Source organism: Vibrio sp. V38_P2S17PM301 (assembly GCF_009904845.1).
GTDB classification, from domain to species: Bacteria; Pseudomonadota; Gammaproteobacteria; order Enterobacterales; family Vibrionaceae; genus Vibrio; species Vibrio proteolyticus.
The window spans coordinates 159,429-183,066 of the sequence record NZ_WXWO01000001.1; the positions used below are offsets into that span (position 1 = coordinate 159,429).

The window sequence follows — 23,638 nt, forward strand, 5'->3', positions numbered from 1 at the left end:
CACGAAGAATGATAGAAAAGTATAAAAATCAAAGTGTCGGTTTTCAGCTCAAGCTGGTTATCACACTCTGCCTGCTGGTCGCCTTTACCAGCATTGCCGTATTGGTGTATCGCAACGCGTCGCAGGTTCTGCTGGAGAACACACTGAAAGAACATCAGTCAAAAGTCGAAGCCATGGCCAAAACCATTGCCGGTCAGTTTGATGCTTATCTGCATACGGCCGAAGTCTTGGAGTCCACGTTTCGAAACGGCTATCTCGCAGGGGTCTACGTTGAAAATTACACCGTGGATTTTGAAGGCAAACAAATCCCCAACATGACTCAGTACGGGGAAAGCTTGATCAATGACACCAAACTGGTCGACAGTTTTACCCGTGACACAGGTGCGGTCGCAACGCTGTTTGCGCCGCTGGGCAACGACTTTATCCGCGTATCGACTTCACTGAAAGATCCGAGCGGCCAGCGCGCCATCGGCACTACGCTGGGACCGGATCACCCCGGCTATCAACAACTGGTCAGCGGCCAGCCTTACTATGCTCAAGTAACCTTGTTTGGTGAGCGTTATGTGACCTACTACGCCCCGATTACCGATGCCAATGGCAAAGTCAATGGCCTGTCGTTCATTGGGCTGCCGGTGGAAAATGCCACTCAGGAACTGTTTACTGCGCTGAAAACCGTCAGTTGGGGCGAAACGGGGTACACCATCATTGTCGACAATGCCAAAGACAATCAGGGTCATTACCTGCTTCATCCCGTGCGTAAAGAGAGTGATGCGCCCATTCAAGACGTCCGTGACTACAATGGCGACACGCCGTTTCATCAAATCTTTACTCAGCCAAGTGGCCTTATTCTCTACCCGTTTGCGAGTCAGGGCACGATTGGTGAGAAATACCTGGTGTTTACCGAGGTTCCGGGCTGGAACTGGAAACTCCTCGGTGGCACCTTTATCAGCGAAGTCACTCAGGGCAGTCAGACACTGCTTAAACTGATCATCATTATCTCGCTGCTGGTAGCGCTCGCTACATTTGTGATTCTGACTCTGGTGCTCAACCGCACCCTGAAACCCTTGACCATACTCAACGGCTACATGGGTCGGTTGGCGAAAGGCGAAGTGAGTATTCGCATTCCTGCCTCGGACCACAGCTCCAAAAATGAAATCATCAACCTGAATAACGGGGTGGCCAATATGGCCGGTCAACTGAATGAGCTGGTGAGTGAAATCCGCGCCACAAGCGATGAAGTGGAACACAGTTCAAACAGTGTCGCTCAGGATGCGCGTCAAAACCTCGCCCAGTCTGATCGTCAGCAAGAGCAGGTCGAGCAGGTGGTTACCGCCATTGAAGAAATGGCCTCGTCCGCTCAGTCCGTCGCCCAGCAAGTGGAAAGCATTGCGGAAAACGTTCGCCTGGCCAATACCGACAGTCAGTCCGGCCTGGAAATGGTGGAAGGCGTGTGTATTGATGTCGCGCAGCTCAACGATCAACTCGACAATTCGGCGAGCGCGATTGAACAAGTAAACCGTGACAGCGAAAGCATTCAGACCGTCACCAAGATGATTGATGAAATCGCCGAGCAGACCAACTTGCTGGCATTGAACGCCGCGATTGAAGCAGCCCGCGCCGGTGAACAGGGACGCGGTTTCGCCGTAGTGGCCGATGAAGTGCGCACCTTGGCTCACCGCACTCAAACCTCAGTGCAGGATGTGGTCGAAATCATCGAAAAACTCAAAGGCTCAACCCATAACGCCGTCAATCTGATGAACCAGAGCCAAACCAGCGCCAATCAGGTGCTTAACAAAGCTCAGGATGCCGGTACGGCACTGGAAGCGATAGCCGTTCAGGTGCAATCGATCGCCTCTCAGGCTGAGGCCATCGCCGCCACTTCGGAAGAGCAGGCACAGGTCTCTCAGGAGATCGCTGCCAATGCCCATTCCATCAGTGACCTGAACCGGGCAAGTCGCGATACCAGTGCAAAAACCACCGACAGTGCAGCAGAGCTGCAACGTCAGGCTCAATCACTCAAGCAACAAGTGGACTTTTTCCACTAATCCCACCAGAGCCGGTCTGTCCGGCTCTTTTTATTTCGCCTGATCGGGCGGTTTTTGGTAGACTTGCCGCCCTGCTTAACCGTTGAGGTCGTTATGAGTTACCAGTGCCCCCTTTGTCATCAAACCCTGTCCCTGAACGAACGGACTTACCAGTGTGAGAACAACCACCAGTTCGATATGGCAAAGGAAGGTTATGTCAATCTGATGCCGGCCCATCATAAGCGCTCCAAAGATCCAGGCGACAACAAAGAGATGATGCAGGCACGCCGCCGCTTCCTGGAAGGCGGTCACTACGACCCAATGCGTCAAGCTGTCGCCCAGTTGTGCGCAGAATACCTGGAAGAGGGTCAGGCCCGGTTGCTCGATATCGGTTGTGGCGAAGGTTACTACACTGATCAGGTTGAACGGACACTGTCGGCATGCTCGCCAACCGCATGCACGTTCGGTCTCGATATCTCAAAAATCGCGATTCGTTACGCTTCAAAACGTTACCCGAACTGCCACTTTAGCGTGGCATCCAGCCACCGTTTACCCTTCGCAGACGGCAGCCTGGACGCCATCCTGCGTATTTACGCGCCATGTAAAGCCGAAGAGCTGAATCGCGCCCTCAGCCCAGAAGGTGTGGTGATTACCGTGACACCCGCAGCTCGCCATCTCTACCAGTTGCGTGAACACATATATCAACAAGTACGCCTGCACAACGAAGAGCCAGAACAGATAGACGGCTTTGAGCTGGCCGCTCAGCAGACACTCAATTACATCATGCAACTACCAGGTAATGACGCCTTTGACCTGCTGCAAATGACGCCTTTTGCCTGGAAAGCCAGTGATGAACTCCGCGAGAAGCTGAAGTCATCTACACTGTTTGAGTGTGAGGCCGATTTCATGCTGCGCGTATACCAAAAAGTTAATTGATAATAGTTTTCATTTTCATTGAATCCTAATCAGGCCTCCGGTAAGATTCCCCGGTCATTTTTGGAGGCCAATCAATGCGAACCCTTTTTACCTCTGTTTTCAGTGCATTATTGCTCAGCGGCTGCGTCAGTAGCACAACTGAACTCAACACCACTTATTACGACTACCAACTGTATTCCCCTCAGGGAAAGCAACTCAGCGTCGATAACTTGCCCGCAAACATTCTGGATGCGGATGTGGTATTGGTGGGCGAATGGCACACACATGCCGGGGTTCACCGTTTTCAGACCGATTTGCTGCAAGCGTTGAGCCGCACTCCCAAGGCCATCACCTTGTCGATGGAACAGTTTGCCCGCCCAGCACAAAAAGTGCTCAACGACTACCTCAATAGCCGCATTGGTGAACAGCCACTGATGTCAGAAGGCGACGCCTGGCCAAACTATGAAAGCGACTACAGGCCGCTGGTCGAGTTCGCCAAAGCCAACGATATGGACGTGCTCGCTGCCAACGCCCCCAAACCTATGGTGCGCTGCATCGGTCGTGAAGGCCTGACCTATCTCGACAAGCTGTCTGCGGAGCGTCGTCAGCAAGTGGCCAGCGAAATCAATACCGGTCCCTCTGCTTACAAAGACAAGTTCATGGCATCGATGCACCACGGCAAGCCAGAACAAACCGAACGCCAATATGCCGCACAGGTGACCTGGGACGAAACCATGGCCGAAAGCATTGTCAATTATCTCAAAGACAATCCGGAGACCCAAATCTTACATATCGCGGGAAAATTCCATATAGAAGATGGTCTGGGGACCAAAGCGTCGATTCTGCGGCGCAACCCGACCTTGAAGGTGGTTGTGATCACCCCCGTGACAAAGCCAACACAGGCGAAAGCCGACTACCAGTTAGCCGTGCTTGAGCCGCCGGTACGTTTTGTTCAACGTGATAATCGCCTCAAAGCGATCCATGCACTGACACAACGCAATGACGATTTGATCTGCGAATAACACCACACCAACCTGCCGGGCGAATAGCCCGGCACTTCTCTTTCCCTCTCATACATAACAATAATTATTATTTGCAATTGATAATTAATTGCATTTAAATACTACTGTTTGACGTCATCGGAGAAGAGATTCATGGACCTACAACAATGCTGGTCGAGCTACCTCAAAGCGGAACAACTTCTGGATCAGGGCCATTGGCCTCAGGCACACTATCTCTATGAAGACGTGCTTTCTTCACTGCCAGGACACATTCAAACCGCGCTGAGCTCCGATGAGACTAAGCCCTGTCAGTTTGTCTGCTTACTGTCTGGCCTGCGTGATGCCGCGGTATCTCAGTCCGAAATTCTCAACAGTATGGGCCAGCACCAGCGCGCGTTTGACGTGCTCAATCAAGCCTACGCCTTACTCCAGTTTATCGCCATAGAACCGAACGCCCTTGTACGCAGTACCGATAGCGTACTGGAGAAACAGAGTGAGGATCTCCTGCGTCATTTGGGTGCGTTTTGCAGCGCGCAGCGCAATGCGCAGTGGATGCTGGAATATGAGCAAGTAGAAAAGGCGCACCATTATTTCACCAACCTTAAGCTGATGAACGGGCTTATGACCACACCTCAGGTGGTGAACTGACACCGTCTGACTCCCCATTGATAAGGAAGTACAATGTCCAATCCAATCCTTACGGTACGTAACCTGTCCGTTAGTTTTACCACCAACGACGGAATCGTTGATGCGGTAAAAAATATCAACTTTGACCTGTATGCGGGCGAAACGCTGGCAATCGTCGGCGAGTCCGGCAGCGGTAAGTCCGTGTCCACCAACGCGCTGATGCAATTGTTGCCTAACAATGCCATTGTTCATCCGGACTCCAGCATTGTGTTCGAACGCCAGGAACTGCTGACGCAAAGTGAAAATGCCATGCGCAAAGTTCGCGGCGACCGCATTGCGATGATTTTTCAAGAACCGATGACATCGTTAAACCCATACATGAGGGTCGGGATCCAGGTGGCGGAAGCCCTGATGTGTCACCGTCGGCGTTCATTGAAACAAGCCAGACAACGCGTACTGGAACTGTTTGAACTGGTGCATCTGCCAGAACCTGATCAAGCCTACAACAAGTACCCGCATGAGTTTTCCGGCGGGCAGCTGCAACGGATTATGATAGCCATGGCGCTGATCAACGAACCAGATATTCTGATCGCCGATGAACCCACCACCGCACTGGACGTTACCGTTCAGGCTGAAGTGCTGAATCTGATTCAAGAGATTCAGACGAAAATGGGCATGGCGATCTTGTTCATCACACACGATCTGGGTGTGGTGAAACACCTGGCCGATCGAGTGCTGGTGATGTGTCAAGGTGACGTGGTCGAAGAGGGACAATGCCGAGATCTGTTTGCCTCACCGCAACACGAATACACGAAGATGCTGATCAACTCCATCCCAAACGGGCGTAAAGACGCCATTGAAGACAGCGCCCCAGCGCTGCTGAGCGCACAAGACATCCGGGTCAAATTTCTGGTTAAATCGCATTTTATTTCTGCCAGAAATCAATACTTTGAAGCGGTAAAAGGCATCTCGCTTGAACTTAAACAAGGGGAAACTCTGGGCATCGTGGGGGAATCCGGATCTGGGAAATCGACTCTGGGCCGGGCATTGATTGGCCTGTTGCCATCAAGCGGGCAAATTGTCTTTAAAGGCCAGGATGTTAGCCAACTGACCGACAAGCAGCGTTTCGACCTGAAAAAAGACATTCAGATGGTGTTTCAGGATCCTTATGGGTCGCTATCGCCACGAATGACGATCGGCGAAATCATTACTGAAGGTCTGACCGTGCACCAACCTCATCTCAGCCGCAGTGAGCGTTTGCAGCGCGCACGCAAAGCGCTGCAAGAGGTGCGACTGGATCCTCATTCAATTAACCGCTATCCGCATGAATTTTCCGGCGGTCAGCGCCAACGGATTGCGATTGCCCGGGCGCTGATCCTTGAACCGTCTTTTATCTTATTGGACGAACCGACATCGGCCTTAGATCGTTCGGTTCAGCTAACGGTTATCGACTTGCTCAAGGATATCCAGAAAAAGCACAACATCGGTTTCCTGTTCATCAGTCATGACCTCAGTGTGGTTAAGGCCCTGTCAGACAGGGTGATCGTGATGCAAAAAGGGGAAGTCATGGAACAAGGCAGCGCAGAAGCCATCTTCCAGCAACCTCGTCACGATTACACTAAAAAACTCATCCGTGCCTCATTCGATCTTGAGGAGAGCGATGAGGTTGCCGCATGAGCCTGCATGAAATTGTCATCTTTTTCTCCTAAACTGTAACCGATCCTAAAAATCGGTTTGGCCGCCGACCCGATTACGCCGCAAGGATGCGGCGTTTTCATTTCCCCCTCGTCCCCCATAACTGGCACAGATGTTGCTCACGTTTTTCTACCGATCGATTACGCCGTTCATAAGCTGAGAAAAGCCGGCAGCAATCGGGCGCACTTTTTGCTATGTTATTTTTTGAACAAATAAGTAAGATTTCTGCAAAAGTTTTTTATCGCCTGGCCGATATAGCTAATGTGGATAGATTCAGGAGAAGAGTATGACGCCAGTAGGAATGGATTCGGTCAGAGTGACCCCAAGCCAGACTGTCTCTCCTCAGGCTAAAACCGGAGAGCAGGACACTTCCTCTGCCCCTCTTAAAGTCGAACAGACTAAGGTGACACTCTCAGACGAAGGCAAAGCATTGCTCGCCGCTCTGAAAGACATCGAAAAAGAAGAAAAAGCAGCTGAACAAGGCGAAAAAACCGTCGGAGATAAAGTTAACTCATTCACCCGTGGTGCTTTGGGAATGGAACACCCAGACAAAGCGGAGGAACAAGAAGAAGACGTTTCCTATTCCGCGGGGCAATATCTTTCCGCTGCGGCAACCATTGGCGGCCTGCTGCTCGCCTTAGTTTAAGTCGCTCAACGACACGACACTCAGATGGCAACGCAACCGCGTTGCCATTGGCGTATTCTTGCCTTCTCGCCACGCTTCCCCCCCACCTTCGACCACGCGAAGTTGTTCATTAAGCTCAAAGAGTTACAATTTTATTAACATTTTATGTCTGTCACTTAAGTGTCACAATTCAGTGATGAAATGTCGCCGACCTAATAAATAAGGATATAAAATGAAACACATAATAAAGCCGGTCGTAACGGCAGTGGCGACATCAGTGCTCTCCTTCAACGCACTTTCAGCAGAAATTAAAAATGTCATCCTGATGATTGGTGATGGCATGGGACCACAACAAGTCGGCCTCTTGGAAACCTACGCCAGCCGCGCTCCTCATTCTATTTATCAGGGCAACACCACCGCGTTGTACAAACTGGCCAATGAAGGCGTGATCGGTTCATCGCTCACCCACCCTGAAGACGCGATTGTCGTGGATTCCGCCTGTTCAGCAACCATGCTGGCCACCGGGATCTACACAGGCTCGGAAGTGATTGGTATTGATGCCGATGGTCATCACGTTGAAACCGTCCTTGAGCAGGCCAAACGTTTAGGCAAAGCCACGGGCCTGGTGTCGGATACCCGTATGACGCACGCAACCCCCGCCGCGTTTGCTGCCCATCAGCCGCATCGCTCTCTAGAAAATGACATTGCCGCGGACATGCTCAAAACGGGTGTCGACGTGATGTTATCCGGCGGACTGCGCCACTGGATCCCTCAATCTGCTAACGATAAAGGTGACACTTACCAGCAACTGGAAACACTGACGCACGGCGATGTGGCACTGAAGTCGAAGCGTAAAGACGAGCGCAATCTTCTGACCGAAGCACAGAAAAATGGTTACCAATTGGCGTTTAATAAAACCATGCTGAACGACGCCCAAGGCAGTAAAGTTCTCGGGCTGTTTGCCAGCTCAGGTATGAATGACGGCATCGCTTACAGTCAGAGCAAGGACGATCCCAAGCGTACCCAACCCACGCTGAAAGAGATGACGGCAAAAGCCCTGAACGTGCTGGCCAAAGATCAGGATGGCTTCTTCCTGATGGTCGAAGGTGGACAAATTGACTGGGCGGGTCACAGCAATGATGCGGGCACCATGCTACACGAAATGGTCAAGTTTGATGAAGCCGTCAACGAGGTTTACCAGTGGGCGAAAGGACGTGATGATACTCTGATCATCGTCACGGCGGACCATGAAACCGGTTCATTTGGTTTTAGCTACTCCTCAGCCAATTTACCTGAACCGCAAAAACGCTCTGGCGAAGCATTTAAACAGCAGGATTACGCACCGAATTTTAACTTTGGCAAATTTGAAATCCTTGATGGCTTGTACAACCAGAAAATGAGCTACTACGGCATGCTGGACGCGTTTGGCAAGCTGGACAAGAGCCAGCAAACTCCGGCCAAATTGGCTGAAATCATCAACGCGAACAGTGACTTCCCAATTACCGAAGCTCAAGCCGCCAACATTTTGCAGGACAAGCCAAACCCTTACCATAAAGACGGCCACAGTTACCTGTCCGCCAAAGAGGTTCCGGCGATTCACGACTTTGACGCTTTCTTCCCGTATAACGACCGTACCAACCTGATCGCCCGCGAGCAGGCCACTGGTCAGAACACGGTCTGGGGTACCGGTACTCACACCCACACTCCGGTTAACGTATTTGCCTGGGGACCGGCAGAAACCATTCTTCCGGTGTCGAAAATCATGCACCATTCAGAATTGGGTGAATACATCAAGTCGATGGTCAAATAACACCACAGACCAAAGCGCCCCTTGGGGGCGCTTTTTCCTTTTAGCTCATATACCATTGACGTTCATGACATTTAGCGGCAGGATCATGCCACTCCCTCATTCAAACTTGTTTGACCATGTGCCAGATTTTTGCCAATCAGCCCGCTGAAACCTATCAGTATATCACTCGTTCAATCCGTATTGACGGGCATGTCACCAGCGTCAAGCTGGAAGCCAGTTTCTGGACCATACTGGAAGAAATTGCCGCCCACCAAGCGATGAGCATGCCTAAATTTCTCAGCCGCATTCACCAGGAAGCGCTGGCATTGAACGGTGACGTCACCAATTTTGCTTCTATGCTACGCTGTGCCTGTCTGATCTATCTGCGCCAGCCCAGCCAAACCATAAAGACAGCTCAGGCCGAACTGTGCGACAGCCTGTAATGCTTGTCGTACTCAGGTACTACCCTTTTTGCTTCACGTGGCGTTAGTCTGGTTTGCTCAGCAGTAGGAGCAATCATGACAAAATTAATTCACAGCATGATCCGGGTCAGCGACCTGGAAAAATCCATTGAGTTTTACCGTAACGTTCTTGGCTTGACTGTACAAAACCAGTATCAGTTTGACGGCTTTACGCTGGCCTATCTGGCCAATGAAGAAAGCGGCTTTGAACTGGAACTGACCTACAATCACGATCAGCGTGACGCATACACTCATGGCAGTGGCTACGGTCACCTGGCGGTCAGCGTGGAAGACATCGAGCAAGCGCACCAGAACATCACGGCACAAGGTGTGGAAACCACCGACATCAAAGCGCTTGACCACCATCAGAAACATCTGGCGACGTTTTTCTTCGTCACCGACCCTGACGGCTACAAAATCGAGTTTCTTCAGCGTCAGGGACGCTACCTGTAGGCGGCATGCGATAACAACAAGGCACTCAACGGAGTGCCTTGATTGATTATGCGTCGCCTTTGTCGACCATGTGCAGATGCACATCCTGCTGTGGAAACGGAATCGAGATACCTTCGCGATCAAAACGCAGCTTCACTTCTCTGGTAACATCCCAGTACACATCCCAGTAATCGTCCGTTTTCACCCATGGGCGGACAATAAAATCCACCGACGAGGTATTGAGTGTATGCACACGAATGTTGGGCTCTGGCGCTTTCAGCACAGCCGGATGCTCAGTAACAATCTCTTTTAGCACCCGTTCCGCTTTCAGTAAATCATCGGCGTAACCGATGCCAAACACCATATCCACCCGGCGCACTCGTTCATGCGTCACATTCTTAATCACATCGCCCCAGATTTTACTGTTGGGCAGGATAATGATCTGATTATCAAAGGTTCGAATGGTGGTGTTCACCAGGCTCATGTGGCTCACTTTCCCCTCCACACCACCAGCGTAGACAAAATCTTCCACATCAAACGGGCGGTAGATCAACAGCATCATCCCCGCCGCAAAGTTGGACAGCGTATCCTGCAATGCGAAACCGATGATCACACCCGCGATACCAAAACCGGTCAGCACCGGCGTCAAATTCAGGCCTAATTGTGACAGGCCGACCATAAAACCGATAAACCAGACCGCTTTACCCGACATCGAGATAAAAAAGTCCTGCATTAACTGCGAGAACTTCAGGTTACGTGAACCGACCGTTTTCTTGACGACTTTACGGGTGACTTTTGCCAGCGCTCCGGAGATAAGCAGAATCAGCACGAACACAAACAGTTGAAACAGATGCTGAGGCGCATTCACGATGAGCCAGTCCCAGGCACTGTTTGACCAATGACTAACGATCGACATGGCCACGTTCCAGTCGAGCAGATCGTGAGTCACACTGCCCGTCACCTCAAAAATCATCCGTTTATATTCCGAGGTTTCCAACCCGATATTGTCGCCAATATTCAACAGCGAACGCAGACTGTCAGTGGCAATGTCGAGACGCTGTTTCAGTACCAGTTGATTGAGTTGCAATGACGCCTTTTCTGACTCAGGACTGGAGCTGAGCTGCGTGGCAACCACGTCCAACTGTTGATTGAAATATTCAACCGACGCCGACAGAACCCGTAAACGCTTGTTCACCAGATCTTTCAGCGCCGCTTCAGCCGCCTCATCCTGCTCATCCAGTTTTTTTAGCCAGTTGAGGTTTTGCCAGTTGGCTTCATACACCACATCCAGATAATGCTGTAACTCGCGGTAGTTATTGAGCAGTGACAGTTTCTCTTCATCTTTAGCGCTGTTGAGTGATTCATTGAGCGACTTAATTTTCGCTTCCAGATACGCGGTCGCATCGTTGCCGTATTTCTGCTGTAGCCGGACCTGTGCAATCAACTCAGTTTTATCGAAAGCTTGCTTATTGATCGCATCAGCCAGTCGCTCTCGCAACTCTTCATTTTTCTGGAATAGCTGCAACTGAATCGCGTCTTTCTCATCGCCGCTGGCCGTTCTGAGGCTATCAGTCAGGGCAATAATTTCTGTGTTGACCGCTTCAATCGCCACTTGCGCTTTGGAGGGCAGGGGCTCTTCCGTCGCCCACGCGCTGCTGATAACAACCAGGCTCAGTAGCAGCGCTAACCACCATCCACCCAGCAGGGAGCGGCCTGGCCGCAGACAAGACAATGTCGTCATATTTACCTCGTATCGTACAACGGCCGTCGGAATGATGGCGCATAACTGTCTCAATGTATTCTGTATTTTATATCAAGATGAGACGTCTTTCTGTGCCGTATTGTCAGCGGGGTGTCCGTTTACATAAAAAAGCCCCGCGACACAGCGCGGGGCGAAAAGCCAAGAACACTCCGATTACTTGGCGACCTGGAGGAGGACGTTTTCCAGTCGATCGAGACCTTCGCTCAAGACTTCCGGTTCAATCGTCAGAGGGGGCAGCAGACGGATCACGTTTCCTTTCACCCCGCACGACAGCAGAATCAGACCATTTTCCTGCGCTTGAGCGATCACCGCTTTGGTCACTTCCGGTAACGGCTGGCCGGTCTGGGGGTCGCTGAACTCAATCGCCATCATGGCGCCCAGCGTGCGCACGTCGGCAATCGCCGGAACCGATGCCTGTAATGCCGTAAGGCGGACATTGACCACCTCACCAATCCCGACGGCTTTATTGCACAGATCTTCTTCAGCAATGATGTTCAATACTTCCAACCCCGCCACGCACCCCAGAGCAGAGCCCGCATAGGTCCCCCCCAGACCGCCAGGCGCCGCTGAGTCCATAACATGGGCTTTCCCCACCACTGCTGAAATCGGGAAGCCGCCCGCGATGCCTTTTGCCATGGTCATTAAGTCCGGTTCAATGCCGAGGTACTCGGTCGCAAACATTTTCCCCGTTCGGGCAAAACCGGTCTGAATCTCATCGGCAATCAGCACAATCCCATGCTTATCACACAGTGCCCGGAGCGCCTGAGCAAACGCCGCTGGCGCCTGATAAAAGCCGCCTTCACCCTGCACCGGCTCAAAAATCATCGCCGCCACACGCCCAGGTTCGATATCACAGGCAAACAGATCTTCGATCGCCTGCAGGCTGTCTTCCACACTAATACCATGCAAGACGTTCGGATAAGGTGCGTGGTAAATCTCGTTCGGGAACGGACCAAAACCCGCTTTGTAAGGTGTGACTTTTCCGGTCAACCCCATGGTCATATTGGTCCGGCCATGAAAACCACCTTTGAACGCAATTACGCCGCTGCGTCCGGTATGCGCGCGAGCGATTTTCACCGCATTTTCCACCGCTTCAGCACCGGTTGTCAGAAAGATCGCTTTTTTGTCACTGTCTCCGGGGGCCAGAACGGTCAGTTTTTCCGCCAGTTCAACAAACGAGGCATACGGCGTGACCATCGCACAGGTGTGCGAGAAATGATCAATTTGCGCTTTCACCGCTTCAGTTATGCGTTGGTGGCTATGGCCGGTGTTGGTCACTGCGATCCCTGCCGCGAAATCAATGTACTGATTACCTTCAATGTCCCACACGTAGGCGTTTTCCGCTCGCTCGACGTACAGCGGATACAGCGCGCCCATCCCCTGAGCAATCACGTTGTTTCTTCTTTGGTGCCATTGTTGATTTGTCATGATTCGGTTCCTTGATTAATTTCCGCCAAAGCAGAGGTATTTCACGTCCATATATTCATCAATCCCTTGCTTGGCGCCTTCACGGCCTATGCCGGACTGTTTCACACCGCCAAACGGGGCGACCTCGGTCGAGATGATGCCTTCGTTAATGCCGACCATGCCGTATTCAAGCGCTTCGGCAATCTGCCAAACCCGGTGAATGTTCTGACTGTAGAAATAAGAGGCCAGGCCGTAGATGGTGTCGTTGGCCATTTCAATCAGTGCCTCGTCGCTGTCAAATCGCATCACCGGAGCAATCGGACCAAAGATCTCTTCCTGAACAATCTCCATGTCATGCGTCACGTTTTTCAGTACCACCGGCTGCATGAACAGCCCGTCGAGCGCCTGTGGCGCGGTCACGGGTTCGGCGCCTTGTTCAATGGCGCGGTTCAGTAACGCCTGAATGCCCTGTTTGGCCGATTCGCTGATCACCGGGCCGATGTTCACTCCCGTTTCCAGGCCATTCCCGATCTTGAGTTGTTGAACCGCCGCATCAAACTTGGCAACAAACTCGTCGTAAACCTTGCTGTGTACGTAGAAACGGTTGGCGCACACACATGTCTGACCGGCGTTGCGAAATTTCGACGCGATGGCGCCTTTCACCGCAGCATCCAAATCCGCATCATCGAAAACAATAAACGGAGCATTCCCACCCAGTTCCATCGACGTGCGTTTGATGTCTTTGGCGCTTTGCTCCATCAGAACACGCCCGACCTGAGTCGAACCGGTGAACGACAACTTACGGATCAACGGATGAGAAGTAAAAATGGCTCCCACCTGACGTGAACTTTCGCCCAGCACCACTTGCAGCACATCGCGTGGTACCCCGGCCTGATAGGCCAGCTCAGCGACAGCAAACGCTGACAGTGGCGTTGATTCGGACGGCTTAACCATAAAGGTGCAGCCCGCCGCCAGCGCCGGACCAGCCTTGCGAGTGATCATCGCAATCGGAAAGTTCCACGGGGTGATCGCACACGCCACACCAATGGGCTGCTTGATGGTGACAATACGCTTGTCGGCGGATGGCGCCGGAATCGCATCACCGTAAGTGCGCTTGGCTTCCTCAGCAAACCATTCGATAAAACTCGCGCCATACAGTACTTCACCCTGCGCCTCTGCCAGTGGCTTCCCCTGCTCCAGCGTCATCAGCCTGGCCAGATCGGATTTATTCTCGACGATCAACTGGTACCAGCGTTGTAAAATGGCCGCACGCTGTTTAGCCGACTGTTTCGCCCAGGATTTTTGCGCGCGATGTGCCCGCTCGATACCATTAATGATCGCCGAATCCGATGAGACGGGCGCATAACCGATCGATTCACCCGTTGCCGGGTTGGTCACCTCGACCGAGGAGTTGTCGCTATTGACCAGAAACGAAAGTAAGCTTTGATTGTGAATCTGCTGCATGGTAGTTCCTTTTTACCTCGCTCTCTTTGATTGTCCCGCGATGCAAGAGAGCCGATGAATTGATGCCTGATCGAACGGCGTACATCAGGCTGGTATTTGTTGGGTGATACAGTGTATGTTGCCACCGCCGAGTAACACTTCCCGGGTCGGGATACCGATGATCTGATAATCCGGAAGTGCACGCTGCAAAATGGCCATCGCATCGGCATCTGTCGCTTCGTCCAGCAAAGGCAGAAACACATGCCCATTCACCATTAGGAAATTGGCGTAAGACGCGCTGAGACGTTCACCGGCGCTGCGGTTCATACCGTCGCTGTTATCAATGCCTCCCGCCTCCACATCACTGTAGTAGAGAGGCCCGGGGATCGGCAGTTTGATGATCTCGATTTGCCTCCCCTTTGCGTCGCGTTCGCTGCTCAGTACGCGTTCGGCTTCCCGCGACAGTTCAAATTGAGGATCGGAGGGATCGTCGGTCCAGCTGAGTACCACTTTGCCCGGAGCAATCACGTGCATCAGATTATCCACATGCCCGTCCGTTTCATCGTTGTACAGTCCCTGTGGCAACCAGATAACTTTTTCAATGCCCAGATAGGTTTCAAGCTGTGATTCCAGCTCTGGTTTGCTCAAATCCGGATTGCGTCCCGGACTAAGCAGGCACTCTTCGGTGGTGTATAATGTGCCTTGGCCGTCGGTGTGAATCGACCCACCTTCCAGCACGAACGGAGCCTGATAATAGTCAATCCCGACAATATCGCACACGTTCGCCGCCACCTGGTCATCAAACTGCCAGTTGTCATACAGGCCATTAAATTCACCGCCCCAGGCATTAAATTGCCAACTGATACCGCGACGTGCACCGCGACCATTCACCAGAACAGTCGGACCAATATCACGCATCCAGGCATCGTTATACGGCATTTCCACCAAACGCACTGACGGATGCAATAAGTGACGTGCGCGATCAAACTGACGTGCACTTACCGCGACATAAACTCGCGTCACTTCTGCGATCGCGTTCGCCACGCGGGCAAACGTCTGCTGCGCGGGTCTGGCCTCATCACGCCAGTTGTCCGTACGTTCCGGCCAGGCCAGCCAAACCTGGCAGACCAGGTCAAACTCGGCTGGAAAGCGGAAACCATCTTCTTTAGGAGTGGTCGTCAGTTGCATACCTCACCCCACTACACAGCCAGCTTGCCCACACTGGTATACAAATCCGGTCGACGGTCACGGAACAATCCCCACGCATGGCGCGCTTTGGCCGTGGCCTGCAGGTCAATTTCCGCATAGATGATTGCCTCTTCATTACGTGGCGCTTCTGCCAACTTGGCGCCGGTGTGGTCGGTAATAAACGAAGAGCCATAGAACGTCGTTTCGATACCGTCATCGACCTCAACGCCCGTTCGGTTAGCCGCAATCACTGGCACCAGATTGGCCGCCGAATGCCCCTGCATGGTTCGTTGCCAGTGATCACGTGAATCGAGCGTTGGATCCTGAGGCTCACTGCCAATGGCGGTGGGGTAAAAAATCGCTTCGGCGCCATTCAGCGCCAGACTGCGTGCCAGCTCTGGGAACCACTGGTCCCAACAGATGCCCACACCAAATTTACCAAAGCGGGTCTGCCACACTTTGAATCCGGTATCGCCCGGGCTGAAGTAGTATTTTTCACTGTAACCCGGTCCATCCGGAATGTGTGACTTGCGGTAGTTCTCCAGCACACGGCCGTCTGCGTCGATCATCACCAGGGAGTTAAAAAATGTGTTGCCGGCATTTTCAAAGTAGCTAACCGGAATCACCACGCCCAGCTCCTTCGCCAAAGCGCTCATCTCCTGGATAAGACGGCAGTTTTCCGTCTCTTCCGCCAGTTCAAAATATTTGGCTTCCTGCTTTTTACAAAAATAGGGTGCCGCGAACAGTTCCTGAGGCACGATAACATTGGCACCATTGGCCGCCGCGTCGCGGATGGCGGCCTTCGCTTTAGCAAGGTTATTGTCCAGATCCCAGCTTTTGGTCAGCTGAAGGGCTGCAAATTTGACGACATGACTCATGAGATTTTCCTTTCTCTGTATTTGTTTCAATAACCGATTAGATCGCCAGCTTATCGCGCAAGTTGTAGTAAGCCGCGCCGATGGCAGTAAATGGGATTTGGAAATGACGACCGCCCGGGAAGGCGTAATGTTTCAGCGATGCAAATGCATCAAAACGCTCTGCATGCCCTGTCAACGCTTCCGCCAACAACTTCCCTGCCAGGTGAGTACAGGTCACACCGTGACCACTGTAGCCTTGCAGGTAGTAAATATTGTCTGCAAATGAACCGAATTGCGGCATACGGGAGTAAGTCAGCAAGAAGTTGCCGGTCCAGGCGTAGTCAACCCCGATGCCCTTAAGCTGAGGGAACACTTTTTCCAGTTTAGGGCGGATCAAAGCCTCGACGTTGTTTGGATCGCGAGCACCGTATACCACACCGCCGCCGAACAACAGGCGTTTGTCCGCGGTGAGACGGAAGTAATCAAGAAGATAATTGCAGTCTTCGACACAGTAATCACTGGGCAAAATGTCTTTCAATTGTGCGTCGGACAACGGCTCTGTGGTCACCACTTGCGTTCCACATGGAATTGCTTTGTTACTGATATTCGGGGCCAGGCCGCCCAAGTACGCATTGCCTGCCAGCACCAGATATTTGCATTTCACGCTCCCTTGCTCTGTCCGAGCCACAGGGTTGAGGCCTTTCTCTATCGAGGTCACACCCGATTGTTCGAAGATCTTACCGCCCAGAGCCGTCACGGCAGCGGCTTCGCCCAGCGCCAGTTTCAATGGGTGAATATGACCGCCACGCATGTCCAGTAAGCCCCCCACGTAAGCCTGCGTACCGACTTTCTCTTCCAGCTCCGACGCGTCCAGCATGCTCAACTGATGATTGCCGTAACGCTCCCAGTGTTTTTTATGCTCTTCCAACCCTTTGAGCTGCTTATGGTTCAATGCGGTAAATAGCCCGCCATGTTTGAGGTCGCAGTCAATGTCATACTTATCAATCAAGCCGCGGATTATGTCGCCGCCTTCAAATATCATGTCGCACAGTGCTTTGGCCTGAGAAGGCTCGTAGCGGCTTTCAATCACATCCACATCCCGGCTGTAACTGTTGACGATCTGGCCTCCATTACGACCTGTGGCACCAAAGCCGACTTTTGCGCTTTCCAGCACCACGACATTAAAGCCTTTCTCAGCCAAGTGCAGCGCCGAGGACAGCCCTGAAAAGCCAGCGCCAACGATACACACGTCACACTCGATATCATCACGCAGTTGTGGGTACTCACTTACATTCTCAATCGAATGAGCATAATATGAATCTGTATGTTTATTCATTGTGGTCTTCCTTGTTTAATCGGCGTCAGGCTTAAGGTTGGAGACGAATCCAGGTGGTTTTGGTTTCGGTAAACTTCTCTATGGCGTGCAGTGATTTATCACGGCCGTTACCGCTCATTTTGAAGCCACCAAAAGGCACGGTCATATCGCCTTCGTTGTAGTTGTTGACCCAGACAGAGCCTGCTTGCAGTTGCTTGGCCACACGGTGAACGCGATTGATGCTGTCGCTCCACAGCGCCGCACCCAGCCCATATTGAGAGTCATTGGCGATAGCAATCGCTTCCTGCTCAGTTTTGAAGGTAATCACACACAGTACCGGGCCGAAAATTTCTTCTTGCGCGACCTGCATCTGATTATCGACGTTATCCAGGATCACCGGTGCCACAAACGCACCTCGCTGTCCGGTATCACCGCCACAGCGCTGGACTGCTCCGGCTTGCTTGCCCAATTCGACATAACTGAGGACTTTGGCTTTGTGTTCCTGATCGATCAGCGCGCCCATGCTGGAAGTAGGATCAAGTGGATCTTTAGGCGCAAAGCGCTGCGCGGCCGTGATCACTTTATCAATGAACATGTCTTTAATGCTTTCATGAACCAGCAAACGCGTCGCAGCAACACAGACTTCCCCCTGGTTATAGAAGCATCCGGCTGCGGTTTCCGCCGCCGCATTGTCTAAGTCAGCGTAGTCCTCGAACACGATGTTGGCGTTCTTCCCCCCGGCTTCGGCCCACACACGTTTGAGGTTCGTTTCACCGGAGCAGACCATAAGATGGCCAGCGACACGAGTTGAACCGGTAAACGCAATGCAGTCGACATCGGTATGACGCGCCAGCACCTCACCCGCTTCATGTCCGTAGCCTGTGATCACCTGGAAAACACCGTCTGGTAGCCCCGCCTGCTTGGCCAATTTGCCCAGAAAGATGGCGGTTAAAGACGATTTTTCTGATGGTTTGAGGATCACGCTGTTACCAGCCGCCAGCGCTGGCCCTAGCTTCCAGCAGGCAATCCACAACGGGAAGTTCCACGGAACCACGGCCGCTACCACCCCGATGGGTTGATGAGAAATATAAGCGTGAACATCTTTTTCGGTCGGCGCCACTTCGCCGTACACTTTGTCGATGGCTTCTGCATACCAACGCAAAGATTTGGCGGCACCGGGAATGTCGGTGCTAACACTATGAGCAATCGGTTTTCCCGTATCCAGCGTTTCCAGTAACGCCAGCTCATCGACGTGTTGATCAATCAGATCCGCAAAGCGGTACAGTGTGGCTTTACGCTCCGCTGGGGCACACTGGCTCCAGAGTCCAGCATGAAAGGCTTGACGAGCGTATGTCACCGCAAGATTTACGTCTTCTTCCTGACAACGGGCAATCTCCGTCAGTGTTTCATCCGTGGCAGGGTTGACCACTGCCAGTGTCTGCTGGCTCAGCGCCGCGCAGTATTCTCCATTGATGAAGGCCCGATTTTCGATTGTCAGTTGATCTCTCAGTTCAATCCATTGCTCCTGCGATTTCATACGCTCTCCTTGGTCACCGCCAAGGAAGCTAGAATGTCGTTGGCGTATGTGCGCTGATCATCCTGCAAGCCTTGTCGGTATGATTAGTAAATTTATGCGGAACCGTCGTGTCAATGACGTACGACTCCCCTTGCGTGAGAAGATAGATCTGACCGTTATACTCAAGCGTGATTTCACCCTCTAGTACGGTACCGACTTCTTCTCCCTCATGTTTGATTTCTGCAGCACCTGTCGTACTGTGAGGCTGATACTCTTCAATCAGAAAACCAATAACCTGATCCTTGGTTCCGTTGCTTACCAGCTTCATCGAGACAGATTCACTGCCCATCTCTATTAACTCTTCTGCTTTCAGTACCACTTTGGCTTCTTTATTGTGTTGCTCAAAAGTGAAAAACTCCGACAGAGACAGTGAAAACACGTTCACTATTTTTTGCAGCGAACTGACCGAAGGGCTGACTTTGCCATTTTCAATCGACGAAATGGCACTGTGTGTAATCCCGGCTTTTTCGGCCAGCTCGCGCTGTGACAATCCATGTGATTTACGTAGTTGAACAATATTTTTACCAACCAGTTGATTGTCCATTCATGCAACTCCTACTTTTAGTGAGAAGCTGACATGATAAATTCTTTGAATAAAATCTGTGAGAAATGATTACTTTTCGCTTGCCATTCTGGGTGCCACTGCACGCCAACAAAGAATTTGTGTTCCGGTAAACTGAAGGCTTCCACCAGACCGTCAGGCGCTTTGGCTTCCACGCGCAAACCAGGAGCCAGTGCATCGACCCCCTGGTTGTGCAAAGTATTCACTTCAAAATAACTGACATTTTCCCAGCGATTGTCCACCAGCCACTGTTCAAACAAGCTGTCTTTCTGAACCAGGACTGCATGCGCCGGCGCGTATTTCTCGGCAAAATCACTGGTCTGGCGCTCACGATGATCGGCGTATCCGGATTCATGAACCGCCGGATTGAGGCTTCCACCCAGTGCGACGTTCATTTCCTGAAAACCACGGCAAATTCCCAGACAAGGAATGTTTTTGTCTATTGCCAGACGCAACAGGTGCAGTGACAGCTCATCACGCGCTTCATCGGTTTTGCTTTCTTGGTGCTGGGCCTGATAGCGGTGTGGTGCGACGTTCGAATGGCTACCCGGAAACAACAGTCCGTCACACAGTGCCAGTGCAGCGTCAAGATCGTCACCGGCGATAGCGGATGGCAAAATAACCGGAATCCCACCAAAATCGGTGACCGCGTCCAGATAGAAGGCATTCAGTGCCTGAATTTGATAACCGGCCAGTTCCTTACTGCAACTCACCAGACCGATGATTGGCTTTCTTTTGTCAGACATCTTTCCACCACGTTCGATTTATTTAACAAAAAACCTACAAGTCACGTACAAAATTTTCAACGATAGAGCGTAAATGATGCGTAAAAGCGTGACAGGCACCTCCTTTTTGGTCAAAAAAAGCATAAAAACCGCTCGAAATATTGAGCAAAATAAAATCAACTGTTAAAAAATAGTTAACACACGAAATGAAAATCAAGAAACAAAACACACAAATAACAGTTTATCCATTTGTTTTATAAGCAATTTAAAATAAATTCTCATTTTAAAAGGTTAGAAGTGTAGTGTTTTTGTTAACATTCAATTTCGGTTGGCGCACGAGCGAAACCAGGAGCGGAAATCATGGAATCATTTTTACAGGAAGTTAAAAATTTTAGACAAACCTGGCCAGACATTGAGTTTGTGGATCTGATATTCACTGACATTAATGCCACACCACGTGGCAAACGCATTCCGGTAGAGGCTCTGGAAAAACTGGCGAAAGGCGTCGCACTTCCTGTGTCGACAATTACGCTGGATACCAAAGGCAATGTTGTCGAATCTGCCGGACTGGGTGAAGATCTGGGCGAGCCGGATAATTTATGTATGCCTATTGCGGGTTCACTGTTACCCACCGCCAAACCCCACACTGGCCAACTGTTGTTGACCATGATGGATGACTCAGGCGAGCAACCCAACCCGCTGTTTATCCGTAACATCGTCGAGAAGATGCTCAGTCAGTTACAGCAGCGCGATATGTACCCTTGTGTGGCGCTTGAGCTGGAGTTTTATCTGATAGATAAACAGCGCGGCGAGCACGGGCAGCTGCAAACTGCCATCAATCCAACTAAGCACACGCGAGAAAAAGACACCGAAGTGTATGACATTGATGGCCTGGACGACTATGCCGACTTTTTGCGGGATTTGAACGCCGCTGCCGATGCACAAGGGCTGAACACCGCTGGCGCACTTTCAGAATCGGCACCGGGTCAATTCGAAATCAACTTTAACCACTCTGGTGACGTGCTGCGCGCCTGTGATGAAATCATTCTCGCGAAGCGCCTGATCCGCCAGATGGCACACAAGCACGGGTTTGACGCCACCTTTATGGCCAAACCCTTTAATGAAGAAGCCGGCAATGGAATGCACATTCATCTCAGCCTGACCGATTCCGCCGGCAACAATCATTTCAGCGCATCAGATGGCACCGCCAGTCCGCTGTTCTACCAAACTCTCGCCGCCATGCTGGCCCAGTCTGCCGGCGCAATGGCGCTCATCTGCCCCAACGTCAATTCATACCGACGCTTTGTACCCGGAGCCTACGTGCCAACTCGCGCCGACTGGGGCGAGAACCACCGAGGTGTGGCATTACGGGTGCCCGTCAGCGACGCCAAAAACCGCCGGATTGAACACCGAATTGCGGGGGCAGACGTCAACCCTTACATTCTGGCAGCCGTGGTACTGTCTGCCGTGCTGGCAAGCGACAAATATACACCGGAGCAGTGCCCTCCACCGCTCAGCGATGACGCTCCAGAGCTACCGGTAAGGATGTCCGATGCTCTGGATCAACTGGCTCAGAGTGAACTGACTCAGTATTTGTCCTCCGCGTTTATTGATCTCTATCTTGCATGCAAAAACAGCGAACTGGCCGACTTTGAACGGGTGATCACCCCTTTGGAAATCGACTGGATGTTGCACTCGGCTTAACGAAAGGAACTCAGCTTTATGACTACGCAAACCAAGGCGCTGGATACGCCGCTTAAGTTTAACACCTCGCATCTACTCGTCAGCCTGTTGGTGGTTGCAACCTTTGTACTGTTCACGACCCTCGGCCTGAACCACACTGATGGCGAAGCCTACGGCTGGATTAGCCTGCTACCAACAGCCCTGGTGCTGGTCTTTGCACTCACCACTCACCGTACTGTCGAAGCTTTGTTCAGTGGCACCATAGCTGGCGTGCTGCTGCTAAACCCGGCCGAAGCCGTTGAGCAAATCGTGACCATTTCGATGGACGTCATGATGAATGAAACCATTGCCTGGATCATTCTGGTGTGTGGCTTAATGGGCGGCCTGATTGCCATTTTGGAAAAAGGCGGCAGCATTCTGAGTTTTTCCGACCTTCTGGTCACTAAAGTGAAAAGCCGTAAACAATCCATGGTAATGACGTTCGTTCTAGGTATCGTGATTTTTATCGATGACTACCTCAACGCGATCGCCATCTCCTCCTCGATGAAGAAAGTCACTGATGGCTATAAAATTTCGCGTGAGAAGCTGGCGTATCTGGTGGACTCCACCGCCGCTCCAATCTGTATCATCGTACCAATTTCGACCTGGGCGATTTTCTTCAGCTCCCTGCTGGAAGCCAACGACGTCGCGGAACCAGGTAAAGGCATCACCGCTTACATCGAGGCGATCCCGTATATGGCCTACGGCTGGATCACGCTGGTGATTGTCCTGTTGGTCGCCTTGGAAAAGATTCCAGATCTGGGGGCGATGAAGCGTGCAGAACAACGCGCCCGTGGAGGGCAGGTTCGCCCGGATGGCGCCACCGACATTGACTTTGGTTCTGAAGTCAAAGCACACTCGAATCCGACCATGGGACTGGTGAACTTCTTGTTACCAATGGTGGTTCTGGTGGGCGCGAGCTGGTACTTCGGTATTGACCTGCTGGCAGGCGTTTTCACCGCAATCATCTTTACTATCTGCTTCTACGGCCTGCAGAAACTGGTGTCGATGAACGACATGTTTGAAGCCATTTACGACGGTATTAAAGTGATGTTGCTGCCGTTGGCGACCGTGATTGGCGGCTTTATGCTAAAAAGTGTCAATGACTCTCTCGGGGTGACCCAGTTTGTGATCGAAACCGTCAGCCCACATTTGTCAGCGCAATACTTCCCGGCCATCATCTTCCTGATCACCGGTGGACTGGTGTTCTCTACCGCCTCTTCCTGGGGCGTGTTTGCGGTCGCCATGCCAATCGTGTTGCCTCTGGGCGAACAACTTGGCGTGCCACTGCATCTTACCGTTGCTGCGCTGTTGTCAGCGTCGGCGGCTGGCAGTCATTCATGCTTCTTCAGTGACTCCACTGTCCTGTCGGCTCAAGGTTCCGGCTGTACGTCCATGCAACACGCGATCACGCAGTTCCCATACGCGCTGATCGGTATCGTCGCGACCGCCATCTTCTTCCTGGTTGTCGCCTGAGTTTTCCAACCCTTAACCCTTTCACTCTGTGGTTTT

General features: G+C 51.9%; 20 protein-coding genes. 11 read left to right on the forward strand and 9 right to left on the reverse strand.

What is annotated here, in order from left to right; genetic code table 11:
* The first annotated feature begins 8 nt into the window (after positions 1-8).
* The 9 genes from CAG64_RS00705 to CAG64_RS00745 all read left to right on the forward strand — a co-directional run bounded on the left by CAG64_RS00705 (position 9) and on the right by CAG64_RS00745 (position 9,590).
* The gene (locus tag CAG64_RS00705) at positions 9-2,045 is read left to right on the forward strand and encodes a methyl-accepting chemotaxis protein (protein ID WP_161488243.1); all 2,037 of its coding nucleotides are present in this window, start codon (positions 9-11) and stop codon (positions 2,043-2,045) included.
* 93 nt (positions 2,046-2,138) lie between these two features.
* Positions 2,139-2,960 carry a 23S rRNA (guanine(745)-N(1))-methyltransferase gene (rlmA, locus tag CAG64_RS00710; RefSeq protein ID WP_021703941.1) on the forward strand — a complete coding sequence of 274 codons (822 nt, stop codon included), beginning with the start codon at positions 2,139-2,141 and terminating at the stop codon, positions 2,958-2,960.
* A 74-nt stretch (positions 2,961-3,034) separates the two neighbouring features.
* The gene (locus tag CAG64_RS00715; protein ID WP_021703940.1) at positions 3,035-3,961 is read left to right on the forward strand and encodes a ChaN family lipoprotein; all 927 of its coding nucleotides are present in this window, start codon (positions 3,035-3,037) and stop codon (positions 3,959-3,961) included.
* Positions 3,962-4,093: 132 nt separating this feature from the next.
* Positions 4,094-4,588 carry a hypothetical protein gene (locus CAG64_RS00720; RefSeq protein ID WP_161488244.1) on the forward strand — a complete coding sequence of 165 codons (495 nt, stop codon included), beginning with the start codon at positions 4,094-4,096 and terminating at the stop codon, positions 4,586-4,588.
* 33 nt (positions 4,589-4,621) lie between these two features.
* The gene (locus CAG64_RS00725) at positions 4,622-6,244 is read left to right on the forward strand and encodes an ABC transporter ATP-binding protein (RefSeq protein WP_161488245.1); all 1,623 of its coding nucleotides are present in this window, start codon (positions 4,622-4,624) and stop codon (positions 6,242-6,244) included.
* A 304-nt stretch (positions 6,245-6,548) separates the two neighbouring features.
* On the forward strand, positions 6,549-6,908 hold the full coding sequence (locus CAG64_RS00730) for a hypothetical protein (protein ID WP_161453536.1): 360 nt from the start codon (positions 6,549-6,551) through the stop codon (positions 6,906-6,908).
* A gap of 211 nt (positions 6,909-7,119) precedes the next feature.
* On the forward strand, positions 7,120-8,697 hold the full coding sequence (locus CAG64_RS00735; RefSeq protein WP_021703936.1) for an alkaline phosphatase: 1,578 nt from the start codon (positions 7,120-7,122) through the stop codon (positions 8,695-8,697).
* A 116-nt stretch (positions 8,698-8,813) separates the two neighbouring features.
* A complete protein-coding gene (locus CAG64_RS00740; protein ID WP_021703935.1) occupies positions 8,814-9,119 on the forward strand; it encodes a ribbon-helix-helix domain-containing protein in 306 nt (101 codons plus the stop codon).
* Positions 9,120-9,191: 72 nt separating this feature from the next.
* On the forward strand, positions 9,192-9,590 hold the full coding sequence (locus CAG64_RS00745) for a glyoxalase superfamily protein (protein ID WP_337247429.1): 399 nt from the start codon (positions 9,192-9,194) through the stop codon (positions 9,588-9,590).
* A 46-nt stretch (positions 9,591-9,636) separates the two neighbouring features.
* Here the strand turns inward: CAG64_RS00745 and CAG64_RS00750 are convergent, their stop codons facing one another.
* From CAG64_RS00750 to CAG64_RS00790, 9 genes are all read right to left on the reverse strand, one after another.
* The gene (locus tag CAG64_RS00750; protein ID WP_161488246.1) at positions 9,637-11,310 is read right to left on the reverse strand and encodes a mechanosensitive ion channel domain-containing protein; all 1,674 of its coding nucleotides are present in this window, start codon (positions 11,308-11,310) and stop codon (positions 9,637-9,639) included.
* Between the two features lie 174 nt (positions 11,311-11,484).
* Positions 11,485-12,759: a 4-aminobutyrate--2-oxoglutarate transaminase gene (gabT, locus tag CAG64_RS00755; RefSeq protein ID WP_161488247.1), complete on the reverse strand. Its 1,275-nt coding sequence runs from the start codon at positions 12,757-12,759 to the stop codon at positions 11,485-11,487.
* A 15-nt stretch (positions 12,760-12,774) separates the two neighbouring features.
* Positions 12,775-14,202 (reverse strand): NAD-dependent succinate-semialdehyde dehydrogenase, encoded by a 1,428-nt coding sequence (locus CAG64_RS00760; protein ID WP_021703931.1) that lies wholly within the window; start codon positions 14,200-14,202, stop codon positions 12,775-12,777.
* Positions 14,203-14,286: 84 nt separating this feature from the next.
* Positions 14,287-15,369 (reverse strand): agmatine deiminase, encoded by a 1,083-nt coding sequence (gene aguA / locus CAG64_RS00765; protein WP_161453541.1) that lies wholly within the window; start codon positions 15,367-15,369, stop codon positions 14,287-14,289.
* 11 nt (positions 15,370-15,380) lie between these two features.
* Positions 15,381-16,247 (reverse strand): N-carbamoylputrescine amidase, encoded by an 867-nt coding sequence (gene aguB / locus CAG64_RS00770; protein WP_161453542.1) that lies wholly within the window; start codon positions 16,245-16,247, stop codon positions 15,381-15,383.
* A gap of 37 nt (positions 16,248-16,284) precedes the next feature.
* Positions 16,285-17,562 (reverse strand): NAD(P)/FAD-dependent oxidoreductase, encoded by a 1,278-nt coding sequence (locus CAG64_RS00775; protein WP_161453543.1) that lies wholly within the window; start codon positions 17,560-17,562, stop codon positions 16,285-16,287.
* Between the two features lie 31 nt (positions 17,563-17,593).
* Entirely contained in the window at positions 17,594-19,078 is a 1,485-nt protein-coding gene (locus CAG64_RS00780; protein ID WP_021703927.1) for an aldehyde dehydrogenase, read from the reverse strand.
* Between the two features lie 28 nt (positions 19,079-19,106).
* Positions 19,107-19,661 carry an HTH-type transcriptional regulator PuuR gene (puuR, locus tag CAG64_RS00785; protein ID WP_021703926.1) on the reverse strand — a complete coding sequence of 185 codons (555 nt, stop codon included), beginning with the start codon at positions 19,659-19,661 and terminating at the stop codon, positions 19,107-19,109.
* 17 nt (positions 19,662-19,678) lie between these two features.
* Positions 19,679-20,425 carry a gamma-glutamyl-gamma-aminobutyrate hydrolase family protein gene (locus tag CAG64_RS00790; RefSeq protein WP_021703925.1) on the reverse strand — a complete coding sequence of 249 codons (747 nt, stop codon included), beginning with the start codon at positions 20,423-20,425 and terminating at the stop codon, positions 19,679-19,681.
* A gap of 339 nt (positions 20,426-20,764) precedes the next feature.
* On the opposite strand from CAG64_RS00790, the gene CAG64_RS00795 reads away from it, so the two are divergent.
* Both CAG64_RS00795 and CAG64_RS00800 read left to right on the forward strand, forming a co-directional pair.
* Entirely contained in the window at positions 20,765-22,108 is a 1,344-nt protein-coding gene (locus CAG64_RS00795; RefSeq protein ID WP_021703924.1) for a glutamine synthetase family protein, read from the forward strand.
* 18 nt (positions 22,109-22,126) lie between these two features.
* Positions 22,127-23,602, forward strand: a complete 1,476-nt coding sequence (locus CAG64_RS00800; protein WP_161453349.1) for a Na+/H+ antiporter NhaC family protein — start codon at positions 22,127-22,129, stop codon at positions 23,600-23,602.
* Positions 23,603-23,638: the final 36 nt, after the last annotated feature.